Source organism: Streptomyces sp. LaBMicrA B280, from assembly GCF_049222185.1.
Classification (GTDB): Bacteria; Actinomycetota; Actinomycetes; order Streptomycetales; family Streptomycetaceae; genus Streptomyces; species Streptomyces murinus.
This window is the reverse complement of the sequence record NZ_JBMJCT010000052.1, coordinates 95,212-113,254: the sequence shown is the minus strand read 5'-3', so window position 1 is coordinate 113,254 and position 18,043 is coordinate 95,212. Positions and strand designations below refer to the sequence as shown.

General features: G+C 73.3%; 6 protein-coding genes. 5 read left to right on the top strand and 1 reads right to left on the bottom strand.

What is annotated here, in order from left to right; translation table 11 throughout:
* The first annotated feature begins 30 nt into the window (after positions 1–30).
* The 5 genes from ACLF5H_RS30845 (at position 31) to ACLF5H_RS30825 (ending at position 14,158) form a co-directional block, all read left to right on the top strand.
* Positions 31–10,074, top strand: a complete 10,044-nt coding sequence (locus ACLF5H_RS30845) for a type I polyketide synthase (RefSeq protein ID WP_421679289.1) — start codon at positions 31–33, stop codon at positions 10,072–10,074.
* Between the two features lie 58 nt (positions 10,075–10,132).
* Positions 10,133–11,389: a crotonyl-CoA carboxylase/reductase gene (gene ccrA, locus ACLF5H_RS30840; RefSeq protein ID WP_421679288.1), complete on the top strand. Its 1,257-nt coding sequence runs from the start codon at positions 10,133–10,135 to the stop codon at positions 11,387–11,389.
* A 45-nt stretch (positions 11,390–11,434) separates the two neighbouring features.
* Complete coding sequence (locus ACLF5H_RS30835) at positions 11,435–12,634, top strand: cytochrome P450 (protein ID WP_421679287.1); 1,200 nt, start codon at positions 11,435–11,437, stop codon at positions 12,632–12,634.
* Positions 12,635–12,704: 70 nt separating this feature from the next.
* Entirely contained in the window at positions 12,705–13,919 is a 1,215-nt protein-coding gene (locus tag ACLF5H_RS30830) for a cytochrome P450 (protein WP_421679286.1), read from the top strand.
* Between the two features lie 44 nt (positions 13,920–13,963).
* On the top strand, positions 13,964–14,158 hold the full coding sequence (locus ACLF5H_RS30825) for a ferredoxin (RefSeq protein ID WP_421679285.1): 195 nt from the start codon (positions 13,964–13,966) through the stop codon (positions 14,156–14,158).
* Between the two features lie 21 nt (positions 14,159–14,179).
* Here the strand turns inward: ACLF5H_RS30825 and ACLF5H_RS30820 are convergent, their stop codons facing one another.
* Positions 14,180–17,755 carry a BTAD domain-containing putative transcriptional regulator gene (locus tag ACLF5H_RS30820; RefSeq protein WP_421679284.1) on the bottom strand — a complete coding sequence of 1,192 codons (3,576 nt, stop codon included), beginning with the start codon at positions 17,753–17,755 and terminating at the stop codon, positions 14,180–14,182.
* Positions 17,756–18,043: the final 288 nt, after the last annotated feature.

Genomic DNA, 18,043 nt, shown 5'->3' with positions numbered 1-18,043 from the left:
TTTGACGACAGCCGAGGACGGATGAGGCGGATGAGCAGCAACGAAGACAGGCTTCTCGAATATCTCAAGCGTGTCACCGGGGACCTTCGCCAGGTCCGGGAGCGCCTGCGCGAAGTCGAGGAGAAGAACCAGGAACCCATCGCGATCGTCGGCATGGCGTGCCGGTACCCGGGCGGGGTGCGTTCGCCCGAGGACCTGTGGCGGCTGGTGGCCTCCGGTGGTGACGCGGTCGGTGAGTTCCCGGCGGATCGCGGCTGGGACGTGGACGGCATCTACGATCCGGACCCGGAGGCGGCCGGTAAGACGTACGCGCGCCATGGTGGATTCCTGTACGACGCGGGGGAGTTCGACCCCGGTTTCTTCGGGATCTCGCCGCGTGAGGCCGTGGCGATGGATCCGCAGCAGCGGTTGCTGCTGGAGACGACGTGGGAGACGTTCGAGCGGGCCGGTATCGACGCGGAGTCGGTGCGCGGCAGCCGTACCGGAGTCTTCGTCGGCTCCGGCTACCAGGATTACGTCAACCTCCTCGTCGGCGTGGGCGGCGAGTCCGACGGCCACCTTGGGACCGGCAACTCCGCCAGCGTGATGTCCGGTCGTATTTCCTACACCTTCGGGCTTGAGGGTCCTGCGGTCACCGTTGACACGGCGTGCTCGTCGTCGCTGGTGGCCCTGCACTGGGCGATCCAGGCGCTGCGCGGCGGCGAGTGCTCCATGGCACTGGCCGGCGGCGTGCAGGTGATGACCACACCCACCCCGTTCGTGGAGTTCAGCCGCCAGCGCGGACTGGCCCCGGACGGCCGCTGCAAGGCGTTCGGCGCCGGTGCGGACGGCACCGGCTGGGCCGAGGGTGTCGGCATGCTGCTGGTGGAGCGCCTTTCCGACGCCCGCCGCAACGGGGACCAGGTACTGGCCGTCGTCCGTGGCAGCGCCGTCAACCAGGACGGCGCGTCCAACGGCCTGACCGCGCCCAACGGCCCCGCGCAGCAGCGCGTCATCCACCAGGCCCTGGCGTCGGCCGGACTGTCTCCCGCCCAGATCGACGTCGTGGAGGCGCACGGCACGGGCACCACGCTCGGCGACCCGATCGAGGCGCAGGCCCTCCTCGCCACCTACGGCCGGGAGCGCCCCGAGGACCGGCCGTTATGGCTGGGCTCGCTGAAGTCCAACATCGGTCACTCACAGGCCGCCGCCGGTGTCGGCGGCATCATCAAGATGGTCATGGCGATGCGCCACGGCGTGCTTCCCCGGACCCTGCACGTGGACGAGCCGACGCCGCACGTGGACTGGTCGGCGGGCGCGGTACGGCTGTTGACCGAGGCCGTGGACTGGCCCGCGTCGGACCGCCCGCGCCGCGCCGCTGTCTCGTCCTTCGGCGTCAGCGGCACCAACGCCCACACCATCATCGAACAGGCACCGGCCCAGGACGAGGAGCCCACCGCCGACACCACCGCCGAGGGCCCGCTGGCATGGGTGCTCTCCGCCAAGAGCGACGCGGCGCTGCGGGATCAGGCGGCCCGGCTGCTGCCCCTCGCACGCGGCGCGGCCCGGCCGCAGGACATCGCGCTCTCGCTGGCCACCACCCGCACGGCCCTGCGCCACCGGGCCGCCGTCGTGGGCGAGAACCAAGCCGAACTCCTCCTCGGACTGGAGGACTTGGCGACCGGGGCCCCCTCGTCCCGGGTCCTGCTGGGCCGCCCGTCCGGAGGGAGGACCGGCTTCCTCTTCTCCGGGCAGGGATCGCAACGCCTGGGCATGGGAGGCGAGTTGTACGCAGCGTTCCCCGTGTTCGCCGCCGCCTACGACGAGGTCTGCGCACGGCTCGACATGCCCGTCGACGTCGACTCCGAGTCCCTGCATCAGACGGGACGCACACAGCCCGCGCTGTTCGCGGTCGAGGTGGCCCTCTTCCGGCTCCTCGAATCCCTGGGCGTGCGCCCCGACTTCGTGATGGGTCACTCTGTGGGCGAGATCGCCGCCGCGCACGTGGCCGGCGCGCTCTCCCTGGACGACGCGGCGAGACTGGTCTCGGCCCGCGCCGCGCTGATGCAGGCGCTGCCCACGGGCGGCGCGATGGTCGCCGTACAGGCCACCGAAGAGGAGGTCCTGCCCCACCTCACCGACGCCGTGAGCATCGCCGCCGTCAACGGCCCCTCCTCGGTGGTCGTCTCCGGTGACGAGGGGGCGGCTCTGGCGATCGCCGCCGCCTTTGCCGAACAGGGCCGCAAGACGTCCCGGCTGAAGGTCAGCCACGCCTTCCACTCGCCCCTGATGGACCCGATGCTGGAGGAGTTCGCCCAGGTCGTCCGGGGCCTGGCCTTCGAGAAGCCCCAGCTCCCCGTCGTCTCCAACCTCACGGGCCGGCCCGTCGAGACCTACACCCCGGAGTACTGGGTGCGGCACGTGCGCGAGGCGGTCCGCTTCGCCGACGGTGTCCGGACCTTGCGCGACCTGGGTGTGACTACGTTCGTGGAGGTCGGTCCTGGTGGTGTCCTCAGTGGTATGACGCAGGGGTGCCTGGACGGGGCCGTGACGGTGCCGGTGCTGCGTGGTGAGCGTTCGGAGCGGCTGGCGCTGGTCACCGCTCTGGCTCAACTGCACACGTACGGCGTGGCGGTGGACTGGGGTGTGTTCTTCGCGGGTGCGCGGAGGGTCGATCTGCCGACGTACGCGTTCCAGCACGAGCGGTACTGGGTGGACGCCCCGCAGGCCGTGGCCGACACGGTGGTGGACCCGGTGGACGCCGAGTTCTGGGAGACGGTGGAGCGCGAGGATCTGCGCGCCCTCGCCGAGACCCTGGACATCGACGCGGGCGACACCTTCGGCGACGTACTCCCACGACTGTCGGCATGGCGACGGCAGCGCAAAGAACAGTCCGCCGTGGACAGTTGGCGCTATCACGAGTCGTGGCAGCGCCTGACCTACCCCGCCCCGGACGGCACCGGCGGCACCTGGCTGCTGGCCGTCCCCGAGGAGGAGGACGAGCGGACCGACGCGATCCGCACCGCGCTCACCGCTCGTGGCGCCACCCTGCGGACGCTGGTCGTCGGCGCCGTGAGCGACCGCGCCGCGCTGGCCGCGGAACTGGCCGGGACCGGACCGGTCGACGGCGTGCTCTCCCTGCTCCTCACCGGCGACCCGGTGCTCCCCACCCTGCGGCTCCTCCAGGCCCTGGGCGACGCGGGCCAAGACGCCCCGCTGTGGTGCCTCACCTCGGGCGCGGTGGCCGTGAGCGGCTCCGACGCCGTACGGAACGCCCGGCACGCCCAGGTCTGGGGACTGGGCCGCACCGCCGCCCTGGAACTGCCCCGCCGCTGGGGCGGTCTGCTCGATCTGCCGGAGACCCTCGACGACCGGACCGCCGCACGCCTCGCCGACGTACTGACGCGGGCGCTGACGGGCCGGTCGGCGGAGGACCAGCTTGCGGTCCGCGCTTCCGGGGTCTTCGCCCGGCGGCTCGTCCACGCGCCGGCACGCGCCGCCACCCGCCGCTGGCAGCCACGCGGCACCGTCCTCGTCACCGGCGGCACCGGCGCACTGGGCGGCCACGTCGCCCGCTGGCTGGCCCGCGGCGGCGCCGAACACCTCGTCCTCACCAGCCGCCGGGGCGCGACCGCGCCGGGCGCCGCCGCACTGCGCGACGAACTGACGGCCCTCGGCGCCCATGTCACCCTCGCCGCCTGCGACATGGCCGACCGGGACGCCGTCGCGGCCCTGCTCGGGGAGCACACCTTCACCGCCGTCGTGCACACCGCCGGGGTCGCCGACTCCGGCATGGTGGACGCCACCACCGCGGACGCCTTCGCCACCGCGCTCGCCGCCAAGGCCGACGGCGCCGCCCACCTGGACGAACTGCTCGGCGACCAGGAACTGGACGCCTTCGTGCTGTTCTCCTCCATCTCCGGCGTCTGGGGCAGCGGCGGCCAGGCCGCCTACGCCGCCTCCAACGCCTTCCTCGACGCCCTCGCGCACCACCGGCGGGCCCGGGGCCGCACCGCGACCGCCGTGTCCTGGGGCCCCTGGGCCGACGGCGGCATGGTCGAGGACGGCGCCGACGAGGAGCGGCTGCGCCGCCGCGGCCTGTGCGCGATGACCCCCGCCGCGGCGATCGGCGCCCTCCAGCGCGCCCTCGACCGGGACGAGACCCTGCTGACCGTGGCCGACGTGGACTGGGCGCGCTTCATCGTGCCGTTCACCCTCGGCCGGCCCAGCCCGCTGCTCGGCGACCTCCCCGAGGTCCGCGCGGCCCTCACCGAGGAAGCCCCCGAGCCGGGCCCCGGCACCGGCGCGCTCGCCGAGAGCCTGGCCGGGCTGTCGGCGGAGGACCGCGCACGCGCCCTCGTGGACCTCGTGCGCACCCACGCCGCCGCCGTGCTCGGCCACCGCACGGCGGGCGCCGTCGAGGCCGACCGGCCCTTCCGTGACCTCGGCTTCGACTCCCTGACCGCGGTGGAACTGCGCAACCGGATCAACGAGGCCACCGGCCTCACCCTGCCCACCACCCTGGTCTTCGACCACCCCACGGCCGCGGACCTCGCCGCCCGCCTGCTCGCCGAACTCACCGGCGACCAGGACGACATGACCACCGCCTCGGCGGCCGCCGCCGTACTGGACGAGCCGATCGCCATCATCGGCATGGCCTGCCGCTACCCCGGCGGCGTCCGCTCGCCCGAGGACCTGTGGGAGCTGGTCGCCGAAGGCCGCGACGCCATCACCCGCTTCCCCGGCAACCGAGGCTGGGACATCGAGGCCCTCTACCACCCGGACCCCGACCACTCCGGTACGACGTACACCACACAAGGCGGATTCCTGCACGACGCGGACGAGTTCGACCCCGCGCTCTTCGGGATCAGCCCCCGCGAGGCCATCGCCATGGACCCGCAGCAGCGCCTGCTGCTGGAGACCACCTGGGAGGTCTTCGAACGCGCTCGGATCGCCCCCGACACGATGCGCGCCACCGCCACGGGCGTCTTCGTCGGCTCCGGCTACCAGGACTACACCGGCCGCCCGCTCAAGGTCCCCGACGGCGTCGAGGGCTACCTGCCCAGCGGCAACGCGGCCAGCGTGATCTCCGGCCGGCTCTCCTACACCTTCGGCCTCCAGGGCCCCTCGGTCACCGTCGACACCGCCTGCTCCTCCTCGCTGACCGCCCTCCACCTCGCCGTACAGGCCCTGCGGGGCGGCGAATGCGCCATGGCGCTGGCCGGCGGTGTGATGGTGATGGCCGGACCGTCCGCGTTCACGATGTCGAGCCGGCAGCGCGCCCTGTCCGCCGACGGCCGCTGCAAGGCGTTCGCCGCGTCCGCCGACGGCACCGGCTTCGCCGAGGGCGTGGGCCTGGTCCTGGTGGAGCGGCTGTCCGACGCCCGCCGCAACGGACACGAGGTACTGGCCGTCGTCCGGGGCAGCGCCATCAACCAGGACGGTGCCTCCAACGGCCTGACCGCGCCCAGCGGCAGGGCCCAGCGGCAGGTCATCCGGCAGGCACTGGCCAACGCCCGGCTCACCCCGGACGAGGTGGACGCCGTGGAGGGCCACGGCACCGGCACCCGGCTCGGCGACCCGATCGAGGCCCAGGCACTGCTGGCCACGTACGGCAAGGAGCGCGACGAGGACCGGCCCCTGTGGCTGGGCTCGCTGAAGTCCAACATCGGCCACTCCCAGGCCGCCGCGGGCGTCGGCGGTGTCATCAAGATGGTGATGGCGATCCGCAACGGCGTCCTCCCGCGGACGCTGCACATCGACGAACCGAGCCCGGACGTCGACTGGTCCGACGGACACGTACGCCTGCTCACCGAGCAGCGGGCCTGGCCCGAGCGGGACAGGCCCCGGCGCGCGGCCGTCTCCTCCTTCGGGATGAGCGGCACCAACGTCCACACCATCATCGAACAAGCCCCCCGGCCCGCACCCCCCGCGGCGGACGAACAGCCCCCCGCCACGCCCGGGGACGTCTGCCCCTGGCCGCTGTCCGCCAAGACCGCCGGGTCCCTGCGCGAACAGGCCCGCCGACTCCTGACCCACCTCGACAGGGACGAAGGGCTCGCCCTGCCCGACATCGGCCGCGCCCTCGTCACCACCCGGACCCGGCTGGAGCAGCGGGCCGTGATCGTCGGCCGCGACCGGCACGCCATGCGGAACGGACTCGCCGCGCTCGCCGCCGGCACCCCGGCGGACCACGTGATCCAGGGCACCGCCACCGCCTGTGGCAAGGTGGCCTTCGTCTTCCCCGGCCACGGCTCGCAGTGGACGGAGATGGCCCGCGAACTCCTCGACACCTCCCCGGTGTTCACCGCACAGGCCACGGCCTGCGCCGAGGCGTTCGCCCCCTACCTCGACTGGTCCCTGCTCGACGTGCTGCGCGCCACACCGGGCGCACCGGACCTGGCCGAGGTGGAGGTCGCCCAGCCCGCGCTGTTCACCGTGATGGTGTCGCTGGCCGCGCTGTGGCGCTCGCACGGGGTGACACCCGCCGCCGTCGTCGGCCACTCCCAGGGCGAGGTCGCCGCCGCGTACGTCGCGGGCGCGCTGACCCTGGACGACGCGGCCCGGATCGTGGCCCTGCGCAGCCGCTGCCTGACCAAACTCATCGGCAAGGGCGCGATGCTCGCGGTCGCCCTGCCCGCCGACCGGGTGCGCGCCCGCCTGGAGAAGTACGGCGACCGGCTGTCCGTCGCCGCCGTGAACGGGCCCGCCGCCCTGACCGTCTCCGGAGAGCCCGACGCCGTCGACGCCCTCCTCGCGGAACTCAAGGCCGAGGGCGTGCGCGTGCGCAAGGTCCGCGGCGCCACCGGCGCCGGACACTCCGCCCAGGTCGAGAGCCTGCGCGCGGAGATGCTCGAACTGCTGGCCCCGGTCACCCCGGCCACCGCGGACATCCCCTTCTACTCCACGGTGACCTGCGCCGCGCAGGACACCGCCACCCTGGACGCCGAGTACTGGTACCGCAACGCGCGCCGCACGGTGGAGTTCGAACGGACCGTACGCGCGCTCCTGGCCGACGGGCACGGGGTGTTCGTCGAATGCAGCCCGCACCCGCTGCTCGCCGACGCGGTGCAGGAGATCGCGGAGGACGCCGAGGCCGAGGCCGTGACCGGTGGCTCGCTGCGCCGGGACCAGGGCGGCATGGAACGCTTCCTGCGCTCCGTGTCCGAACTGCATGTCAGCGGCGTGCCCGTGGATCTGGCGGTTCCCTTCGCCGGGCATCCGGTACGACGCGTGGACCTGCCGACGTACGCGTTCCAGCGGCGCCGGTACTGGCTGGACAGCGCCGACCCGGCCCCCGCGGGCGTCGACCCGGTCGAGGCCGGGTTCTGGGAGCTGGTGGAGAACGGGGACCTCGCCGCACTCACCGACCGGTTCGGGGCACAGGACGCCGCCCTCGTCGGCCCGGCGCTGCCGGTGCTCTCCGCCTGGCGCCGGCAAGGCCGCGAGAAGTCCACGGTGGACGGCTGGCGCTACCGCGTCTCCTTCCGGCGGCTTGCCGACGACCCGGCGCCCGGCCTGGACGGGCTGTGGCTCGCCGTCCTGCCCACCGGTCTGGCGGACGGACAGTGGCCGCCCTGCGTCGTCGGCGTGCTCGGCGCCCACGGCGCCAAGGTGCGCGTCGTGGAGATCCCCGCCCACAGCGACCGCGCGCGGACGGCACGGCTGCTCGCCGAGGAACTCGACGGCGAACAGCCCACCGGGGTCCTCTCCCTGCTCGGCCTCGCCCCTGGTGTCCACCCGGACCATCCGGCGCTGTCCGCGAGCCTCGCCATGACCCTCACCCTGATCCAGGCACTGGGCGACCTGGACGTGCGGGCACCCCTGTGGTGCGCGACCCGCGGCGCCGTCTCCACCGGGCCCACCGACCCGCTGCACGACGTCGGCCAGGCACAGCTGTGGGGCCTGGGCATCGTCGCCGCACTCGAACTGCCCCGGCGCTGGGGCGGCCTCGTCGACCTGCCCGACACGGTCGACAAGCACGCGCTGCGGCGGCTGGCCGCAGTGCTGGCCCAGCACGAAGAGGACCAGCTCGCCGTACGCGCCGACGGCGTCTACGGCAGGCGCCTGCTCCGGGCGCGGCCCGCCGACACGAAGCCGGCCACACCGTGGCAGCCGCGCGGCACCGTCCTCGTCACCGGCGGCACCGGCGGTGTGGGCCGCCACCTCGCCCGCTGGCTCGCCGGTGCGGGCGCCCGGCACCTGGTCCTGACCAGCAGGCGCGGACCCGACGCCCCCGGCGCGGCGGAACTGCGCGCGGAGCTGACCGCCCTCGGCGTCGAAGTGACCATCGCCGCCTGCGACATCGCCGACCGCGACGCGCTCGCCCGACTGCTCGACGGCATCGAGTCCCGGCACCCGCTCACCGCGGTGCTGCACGCCGCCGGTACGGCACGGTCCTCCCTGCTGGCCGACGCCGACCTCCAGGAGTTCGCCGAAGCCGCCGCCGCCAAGGTCACCGGCGCCGTCCATCTGGACGAACTGCTCGACGGCCGTGCCCTGGACGCGTTCGTCCTCTTCGCCTCCGGCGCGGGCGTCTGGGGCAGCGGCGGCCAGGCCTCCTACGCCAGCGCCAACGCCTTCCTCGACGCCCTCGCCCTGCGGCGGCGGGCCCGCGGCCTGACCGCCACCTCGATCGCCTGGGGCGGCTGGGCGGGCGGCGGCATGGTCGACGACACGGTGCGCGAGCGCGGCGAGCGACGGGGCCTCGGCGTCATGCCCCCCGAACTCGCGATCTCCGCGCTGCGCCAGGCCGTCGACCACGACGAGGCCGCCCTCACCGTCGCCCCGATCGACTGGGAGAAGTTCCTGCCCGCCTTCACCGTGGGACGGCCCAGCCCGCTGCTGGCCGAACTCCCCGACGTACAGCGGCTTTTGGAGGCCGAGCAGGCCGCCGTCGAGGAGACCGGCAGCGGCGCGGCACTGGCCACCGAACTGGCCCGGCTCGACGCGGCCGAACGCGAGGAGCGACTGCTGGAGCACATCCGCTCCCAGAGCGCCGTGGTCCTCGGGCACGCCTCCGCCGAGGACGTCCTGCCCACCGCGCACTTCCTGGAACTCGGCTTCGACTCGCTCACCGCGATCGACCTGCGCCGCCGCCTGTCCGCCGCGACCGGTCTGCGGCTGCCCGCCGGACTGGCCTTCGACCACCCCACACCCGCCCGGCTCGCCCGGCACCTGCTGACGCTCCTCCAGGGCGCGGGCGGCGGCGCGGCGCAGGAGCGGCCCACCGACATGCTGGTCCAGCTCTACCGGCACGCCAGCCGGACCGGTACGGCAGCCGAGGCCATGGGGATGCTGATGGAGGCGGCCCGCTTCCGGCCCTCCTTCGAGAACCCCGAGGACCTGGCCGAACTCCCCGCACCGGTACGGCTGTCCCAGGGCGACGACCTCCCGTACACGGTGATGTGCTTCTCGCCGTACGTCGTACCGGCCGGGGCGCACCAGTACGCGCGGTTCGCCGCGCCCTTCCGCGACCGGCTGGACATGTGGGCGCTGGTCAACCCCGGCTACGAGAAGGACGAACCGGTCCCCGCCGACCCGGACGCCGTGCTCCGGCTGCACGCCAGGACCGTACGCGAGTGCGCGGGCGGAAAGCCGGTCGTCCTGCTCGGCTACTCCTCGGGCGGCTGGATCGCCCACGGCGTCGCCGCACATCTGGAGGCCATGGGGGAGCGGCCCGCGGCCGTGGTGATGGTCGACAGCTTCAGCCGCGCGATCCCCTTCGACCGCCAGGTGCTCAACGCGATGGCCCAGGCGCAGTCGGAGCGCCTGGACTTCATGAGGTCCGGCGGCGAGCAACTCACCGCGATGGGCCGCTACATGCGCCTGTTCGACGACTGGGCCGCGCCGGAGATCACCGCGCCGACCCTCCTGGTGCGGGCGAGCGAGCCCGTACCGGCCGCCGCCGCGGACGGCGGCGGGCGGGCGGCACCGCCCGAGCACATGGACACGACCGTCGAGGTCGCCGGAAACCACTACTCGATGCTGGAGGACCACGCCGGCACCACCGCCGCGGCGGTGCACTCCTGGCTGGCGGACGTCGTCACCGAGGCGACCCGCCCCACCGCATCCGAGGACACGACCACCGCATGACCGGCCCGCGGCCACCGCGAGCCCAGGACACCAACCGCGCAGACGTGGGAGACAAACCATGACCAAGGCTCTTTACGAGATCGGCGAGACGCCGCCGCTCGGTGAGGTACCGGAGCGGATGTACGCCTCCGTCATCCGCCAGAGCCGCTTCGGCGAGCCGAAGCAGGCGTTCCGCACCGAGGTCGTCGACACCCCGGCGGTGGGCCGGGGACAGGTGCTGGTCTATGTGATGGCCGCCGGCATCAACTACAACAACGTGTGGTCCTCGCTGGGCCAGCCCGTCGACGTCATCGGGATGCGGCAGCGCCAGGGCGAGCCCGAGGACTTCCACATCGGCGGCTCGGAGGCCTCCGGCGTGGTCTGGGCCGTCGGCGAGGGCGTCCGCCACGTCAAGATCGGCGACCATGTGCTGCTCACCAGCGGCCAGTGGGACGAGACCGCCAAGGACATCCGGCTCGGCAGGGACCCGCTGGTCTCGGAGAGCATCAAGGCCTGGGGGTACGAGACCAACTACGGCTCCTTCGCCCAGTTCTGCCGCGTCGACGAGTACCAGTGCCACCCCAAGCCCGCCCGGCTGACCTGGGAGGAGTCGGCGGCCTTCCTGCTCACCGGGCCCACCGCCTACCGGCAGCTGTTCGGCTGGCAGGGCAACACGGTCCGCCCCGGCGACCCCGTGCTGATCTGGGGCGGCGCGGGCGGCCTCGGCTCCATGGCCATCCAGCTGGTCCGGCTGGCCGGCGGCATCCCGATCGCCATGGTCTCCAGCGAGGACCGCTCCGAGTACTGCCGCCGCCTCGGCGCCGCGGGCACCATCAACCGCCGCGACTTCGACCACTGGGGCCGGCTGCCCGACGTCGGGGACGCCGAGGCATCGGCGCGTTTCCTGCGCGGCGCCCGCGGGATCGGCAAGAAGATCTGGGAGATCCTCGGCGAGCGCAGGTCCCCGCGGATCGTCCTGGAGCACAGCGGCCAGGACACCCTGCCCACCTCGATGTACCTGTGCGACAACGCCGGCATGGTGGTGATCTGCGGCGGCACCTCCGGCTACAACGGGGACGTCGACCTGCGCCACCTGTGGATGCGCTCCAAGCGCCTCCAGGGCTCGCACTACGCCGACACCCGCGAGTGCCGCGAGGTCATCGAGCTCGTCGGCGCCGGCATGCTCGACCCCTGCCTGTCCGCCTGCGAGACCTTCCAGGACGTCGGGCGCATGCACCAGATGATGCACGACAACGTGCACCCCTCCGGGAACATGGCCGTCCTCGTGAACGCGCCCCGGCGCGGCGAGAGCACCCTCGAACTCCCCGCCGCCTGACCCGCGTCGCACGGCCCACCCCTCACCCCCAGCGCAAGGAGAGTCATGTCCGAGCCCACCGGCGCCGCACCCGCCGTCCCCAAGGCCCGCAGCTGCCCGTTCCTGCCGCCGGACGGCATCGCCGAGGTCCGGGCGGCCGCCCCGGTGACCCGGGCCACCTTCACCAGCGGCCACGAGGCCTGGCTGGTGACCGGCTACGAGGAGGTGCGCACCCTGCTGCGCGACCCCTCCTTCAGCGTCCAGGTGCCGCACGCCCTGCACACCCAGGACGGCGTCGTCACCCAGAAGCCCGGCCGCGGCAGCCTGCTGTGGCAGGACGAGCCGGAGCACACCGCCGACCGCAAGCTGCTCGCCAAGGAGTTCACCGTCCGGCGCATGCAGGCGCTGCGCCCGAACATCCAGCGCATCGTGGACGAGCGCCTCGACGCGATCGCGGCCCAGGGCGGCACCGTCGACCTGGTGAAGGCCTTCGCCAACCCGGTGCCCGCCATGGTGATCTCCGACCTGTTCGGCGTCCCGGTCGAACGCAGGCCCGAGTTCCAGGAGATCGCCGAGGCGATGATGCGGGTCGACCAGGACGCCGCCGCCACCGAGGCCGCCGGTATGCGCCTGGGCGGCCTGCTCTACCAGCTCGTCCAGGAGCGCCGGGCCAGCCCCGGCGACGACCTGATCTCGGCGCTGACCACCACCGAGGACCCCGACGGCGTCCTCGACGACATGTTCCTCATGAACGCGGCCGGCACCCTGCTGATCGCCGCCCACGACACCACCGCCTGCATGATCGGCCTCGGCGCGGCCCTGCTCCTGGACCGCCCCGACCAGCTGGCCCTGCTGCGCGAGGACCCGTCGCTGATCGGCAACGCGGTCGAGGAACTGCTGCGCTATCTCACCATCGGCCAGTTCGGCGGCGAGCGCGTCGCCACCCGGGACGTGGAACTGGGCGGCGTCCGCATCGCCGAGGGCGAGCAGGTCGTCGCGCACGTCCTCGCCGCCGACTTCGACCCCGCCTTCGTCGAGGAACCGGAACGCTTCGACATCACCCGCCGCCCCGCGCCGCATCTGGCCTTCGGCTTCGGCGCCCACCAGTGCATCGGCCAGCAACTCGCCCGGATCGAGCTGCAGATCGCCTTCGAATCGCTGTTCCGCCGCTTCCCGACCCTGCGCCTGGCCAAGCCCGTCGAGGAACTCCGCTTCCGCGACGACATGGTCTTCTACGGCGTGCACGAGCTGCCCGTCACCTGGTGACGCCCCCGCCTGCCGGGGCCGTTCCCGCATCGCCGAACCACCGCACCGCCGATCGTCCGAAAGGCACGACATGACCGAGACCGACGTTCGCCACACCGGGTCCGAGGCCCCGGCCTTCCCCCAGGACCGGACCTGCCCGTACCAGCCGCCGCAGGCCTACACGGAATGGCGGGGCGAGAGCCCGCTGACACGGGTCACGCTGTTCGACGGGCGGCCGGCGTGGCTGATCACCGGGCACGCCGAGGGACGGGCACTGCTCGCCGATCCCCGGCTGTCCTCCGACTGGGGCCACCCGGTCTTCCCCGTCGTCGTCCAGCGCACCGAGGACCGCGGCGGACTGGCCTTCCCGCTGATCGGCGTGGACGACCCGCTGCACGCCCGGCAGCGCCGCATGCTGATCCCCAGCTTCGGCGTCAAGCGCATGAACGCCATCCGGCCCAGCCTGCAGGGCCTGGTCGACCGGCTCCTGGACGACATGCTGGCCAAGGGGCCGGTCGCGGACCTGGTGTCGGCCTTCGCCCTGCCCGTGCCCTCCATGGCGATCTGCGAACTCCTCGGCGTCCCCTACGGCGACCACGACTTCTTCGAGGAGTGCTCCCGCGACTTCGTGGGCGCCGCCACCTCCGGGGAAGCCGACGCGGCCTTCGCCAAGCTCTACCAGTACCTGCACGGCCTGGTCGCCGCGAAGCAGGCCGAGCCCGGGGACGGTCTCCTGGACGAGCTGATCGCCCGCCAGCTGGAGGAGGGCGAACTGGACCACAACGAGGTGGTCATGATCGCGCTGGTCCTGCTGGTGGCCGGCCACGAGACCACCGTCAACGCCATCGCCCTCGGCGCCCTCACCCTCATGCAGCACCCCGAGCAGATCGAGGTGCTGCTGGCGGACCCGGCCGCGGTGCCGGGCGTGGTCGAGGAACTGCTGCGGTTCACCTCCGTCTCCGACTACATGGTCCGGATGGCCAAGGAGGACATCGAGGTCGGCGGCACGACCGTCAAGGCCGGGGACGCCGTACTGGTCTCCATCACGCTGATGAACCGGGACGCCCAGGCGTACGACGACCCCGACGTCTTCGACGCCCGCCGCAACGCGCGGCACCACGTCGGCTTCGGCCACGGCATCCACCAGTGCCTGGGGCAGAACCTCGCCCGCGCCGAACTGGAGATCGCCCTCGGGGCGCTCTTCACCCGCATCCCCGGCCTGCGCCTGGCCGTACCCCTGGACGAGGTGCCGCTCAAGGCCGGCCACGACGCCCAGGGCCCGATCGAACTGCCCGTCACCTGGTGATGTCACGGGCCGCGGAAACCGAACGAAGGGGGGCGGGCCACGCCTTGCGCATCACCGTCGACCGTGACCGGTGCATCGGCTCCGGCCAGTGCGTCATGACCGCACCCGGTGTCTTCACCCAGGACGACGAGGCACTGGTCGCCCTGGTCCCGGGAGGGGAGGACGGCGCGGGGGACCCCCGGGTCCGTGACGTCCCCCTGGCCTGTCCGGTCCAGGCCATCGTGATCACCGAGGACTGAGCGGCGGCGGCGTGCGGGGGACTACGGGGCCACCGGACCGTACGCGTCACGCACGTCGTCGTCATCGAGGCCCAGCAGTTCGCGCAGCAACGGGGTCGCCGGCAGGGCCGGGTGGAGGTACACGCGCTCACGGCGCTGCTCCACCGCGGCCAGCAGCGCCCGGAAGGTGCCGCGCGCCTCCTCGGTCCGCCCGTCGTGCCGCTGGGCCTGCCCCAGCAGACCCAGGTGCAGCGGGTGGCGCAGGCACGTCCTGGACCGGCCCAGCTCGGCCAGCGAGGCGTGCATCAGGGCCAGACCGTCGTCCCGGTCCCTGGAGTGGGCGAGGCTCCACCCCTTGACGACCCCCAGCATCGCCTTCCAGTAGAGCAGCCCGTGCTCGCCCGCGACGCGCACGCCCTCGCCGCTCGACGCGAGCGCGGTGCGGGTGTCACCCTCCCAGGCCGCCACGACCCCGTCCACGTACAGCGCGAACGAGCGGTCGGACGGCCTGCTCTCGAACTCCGTGAGGGACAGCAGCTCACGCCGTCGCTCCCCGGCGGCCTCCCGGTTCCCGAGGAGCCAGTGGGTGAAGGTGTCGTAGGAGCGGCAGGAGACCCGCGGGTCGTGCTGGAAGGTGCGCGCCAGCGCATGTCCCTCGTCGGCCAGCCGGTCCGCCAGACCGACGCCCCGTTCCAGCTCGGCGAGCGCCTGCGGCAGCATCCCGCGCACATGCAGCACGATGCCCTCGCCGTACGCCGCGCCGAGCGCCGCCACCGGCTCCCGGGTCCGGCGCGCGATGTCCCGCAGCAGCCCCGACAACTGCCGTGAGGCGTCGTAGCGGCCGGTGACCAGGCGCGACGCGCACAGCGCCCACAGCACCGACGGGTCCTCGGGCGCCTGCGTGGCCGCGTTCAGGGCGCGCCCGCGGGCCAGTGCCGTCTCGGCCTCGCGGTGGCCGTAGCCGCGTGTGGTGGCGAGGATCTGGCCGAGCTGGATGTGCAGCCGCTGCTCCAGCCGTACCGTGGCGGCGGCCTCCGGCGGCAGGAAGCCGATCAGGTGCACCGCGCGGCGCAGCCAGATCTCCGCCTGCTCGTACGCCATGGCCCGCTCGGCGTGCTCCGTGGCGAGCAGCAGCCGGGGCAGTACCTCCGCGGCGGGCAGCGCGCTCTTGGCGTGCCAGCTGTGGTGGGCCACCCGTTCGATCTCCTCGTCGCCCATCTGCCCCCGGTGGCGGGCGTGCAGCGCCTCGGCGATACCGGCGTGCAGACGATGGCGGTCGGCGCGGGGGAGTTCCTCCACGAGCGCCTCCCGGACCAGGGCGTGCGCGAAGTGCAGTCGCCCCGGATGATGCGGGTCCTCCGCGAGCAGACCGGCGCGGATGGCCGACTCCAGGCCGGCGATGACCGGTTCGTCGGGCGTGGCGGTCCGGTGCAGCAGATCCGTGTCCACCTCGGCACCGATGACGGCGCACAGCCGGAGCACCCGCAGCACCGGCTCAGGCAACGCGGCGAACCGCTGGCGCAGCGCCTCGCGTACGCCGGTGGGAATGTGGGCCAGCAACACATCGACCGCGTCCGGGCGCTGGAGATCGCGCGCGTCGCTCACGAGGGACAGCAACTGCATCACGAAGTACGGGTTGCCCTCGCTGCGCCGGTGCAGCACCTCGACCACCTCCGGGTCCACCCCGGGCCCCGCGTGCGCCTCGACCAGCGCGCCGACGGCCCCCTGGGACAGCCCGCGCAGCCGCAGCGTGTCCGTCCTCGGCCCGCGCAGCACGTCGGAGACCACCCGGCGCAGCGTCGCGTCCGATTCGGCCTCGAACTCCCGGGCCGTGAGCACGACGGCGAGCGGATGGCCCTGGCAGCGGGTGCTCAGCAGCCTGAGCAGATCGAGGGAGGCGGTGTCCGCCCACTGGAGGTCTTCGAGGAGCAGTACGAGGGGATGGCGCGCGGCGAGGGCGAGCAACACCTCGCACACCGCGTCATGGGCGAGGAAGCGGGCCTGGCACCAGTCGGAGGACGGGGTCGGGCCGTCGGTCCGGGCCGTCGACCGCTCGGGCATCAGCGGGGCGAGCAGCGCGCCGTACGGCTGTGCCGCCGCGCGGAAGGCGTCCGGCCGGGTCACGGACAGCCGCCGCAGGATCTGGGTCCACAGCCAGTAGGCGGGGACGCCCTCACCGGGGAAGCAGTGACTCCAGACCACCTCCAGCCGGGAGCCCTCCTCGCGCGCGTCCATGTTCTCCAGACGCGCGGCGAGTTCGAGCAGCAGCCGGGTCTTGCCGACGCCCGGGGGGCCGAGGACACCGGCCACATGGCCGTGCCCCATGACCGCGCTCGCGGCGCCGGTCGTCAGCCGGTCCAGTTCCTGGGAGCGACCGGTGAACGGCGACGGGGCGGCCGCCCACTCCGACGCGAACTCCGGGAACCCGCCCGCCTCTTGGGCCGCCACCGGATCGTCCTTCGGCCCGGGTACGGGGTGTTGAGTGGTCCCGGCCCGCGGCCCGACGGCGTCCGTCCCGGCGCCCGGCGGCACATCGGCCCGCCCCTGCGGGCGCCCGCCGGCTCCCGTGTGCTCCTCGTGTTCGGCGCCCGCGCTCGACCCACCCGTTCCGCCGGTGCCGTCGGCCGCCGCCACTCCCTCGTGCGTCGGAGCGGTGATGGTCCCGCCGCCCGCGCGCTGTGCGTCCGATAACCCCGGTAAACCCGCTAAACCGGCGCCGTCCGACAACGCGCCCGCACCCGCCTCCTCCGGTGCGCGCGCGACGACGGACACCGCGGTGTGCTCCGGGGACAACTTCCCGGGCGGGGTGCTCGCCCCCGGCTCCTGGCGCAGGATCGCGTTCCTGACCTCGCGCAGTTCGGCCGCGGTGTCCACGCCGAACTCCTCCACGAGATGACTGCGCGTGCGCTCGTACACCTCGAGTGCCTCGGCCTGCCGCCCGAGCCGGGACAGGGCCGTCATGAGATGGCCGACCAGCCGCTCCCGCGTGGGATGGCGGCGCGCCTCCCCGTCCAGATCCGCGGCGACCTCCTCGGCCGCGCCGAGGGTCAGCCGCGCCTCCGCGCAGGACTCCACCGCGGTGAGCCGGATCTGCTCCAGCCGGGCGCACTCGTCGCTGAGCGGCGGATGGCCGTCGAACTCCGCGTACGGTGAGTCGCGCCACAGCCCGAGGGCCTCGGTGAACCGGGCGTGCGCGGTACGCGGATCGTGCTGCTCCAGCAGCCGCCGTCCGTCGGTGACCAGACGCTCGAACCGGCAGGCGTCGACGTGTTCGGGATCGAGTTCCAGCACATACCCGGGCGTCCGATGCCGAAGCACGGAAAGTTGGCCCGTTTGCGCCGTGTCCAGGGTACGGCGCAGATGGGACACATGACTCTGGAGGGTCGCGACGGCATGCCGGGGCGCGCCGTCGCCCCACAGTTCCTCCACGAGCAGTTCGGTGGGCACCACCCGGCCCAGCCGGATGAGCAGCAGGGCGAGCAGGGTGCGCCGTCGCGGCGGGCCGAGCGGGAGGTCGCGCCCGTCCAGCCGCGCCGACATGGGCCCCAGAACGCTCAGGAAGGGTTCGGCCGGGCCGGTGGTCATGGGTGTCGCGTTCACGGTCTTAGGCGTGGACATGACGGTCCCCAATCTCTTACGGGTACGGCGGGTTGACGGACGGCTTCGAGCAGGGGCTGTCGCAGGGCGTCCGCTACCGATCATGACATAGCGAAAGCACCTGCTGAGCTGGCGTTCCGTCGATTGGCAAGAAAGCGGAAGGTGTTGGGCAAGGATTTCGACAAGGGGTCCTGAAAACGACGGCAGCGGACGGCAAGTGGACGTCAGCGACTCGTCCAGGACCCCGCAAGGTCGGTGACGCAGGATGTCCGGGTCTGGAGATACTGCTGGTCCAGGGCCGATGACGCC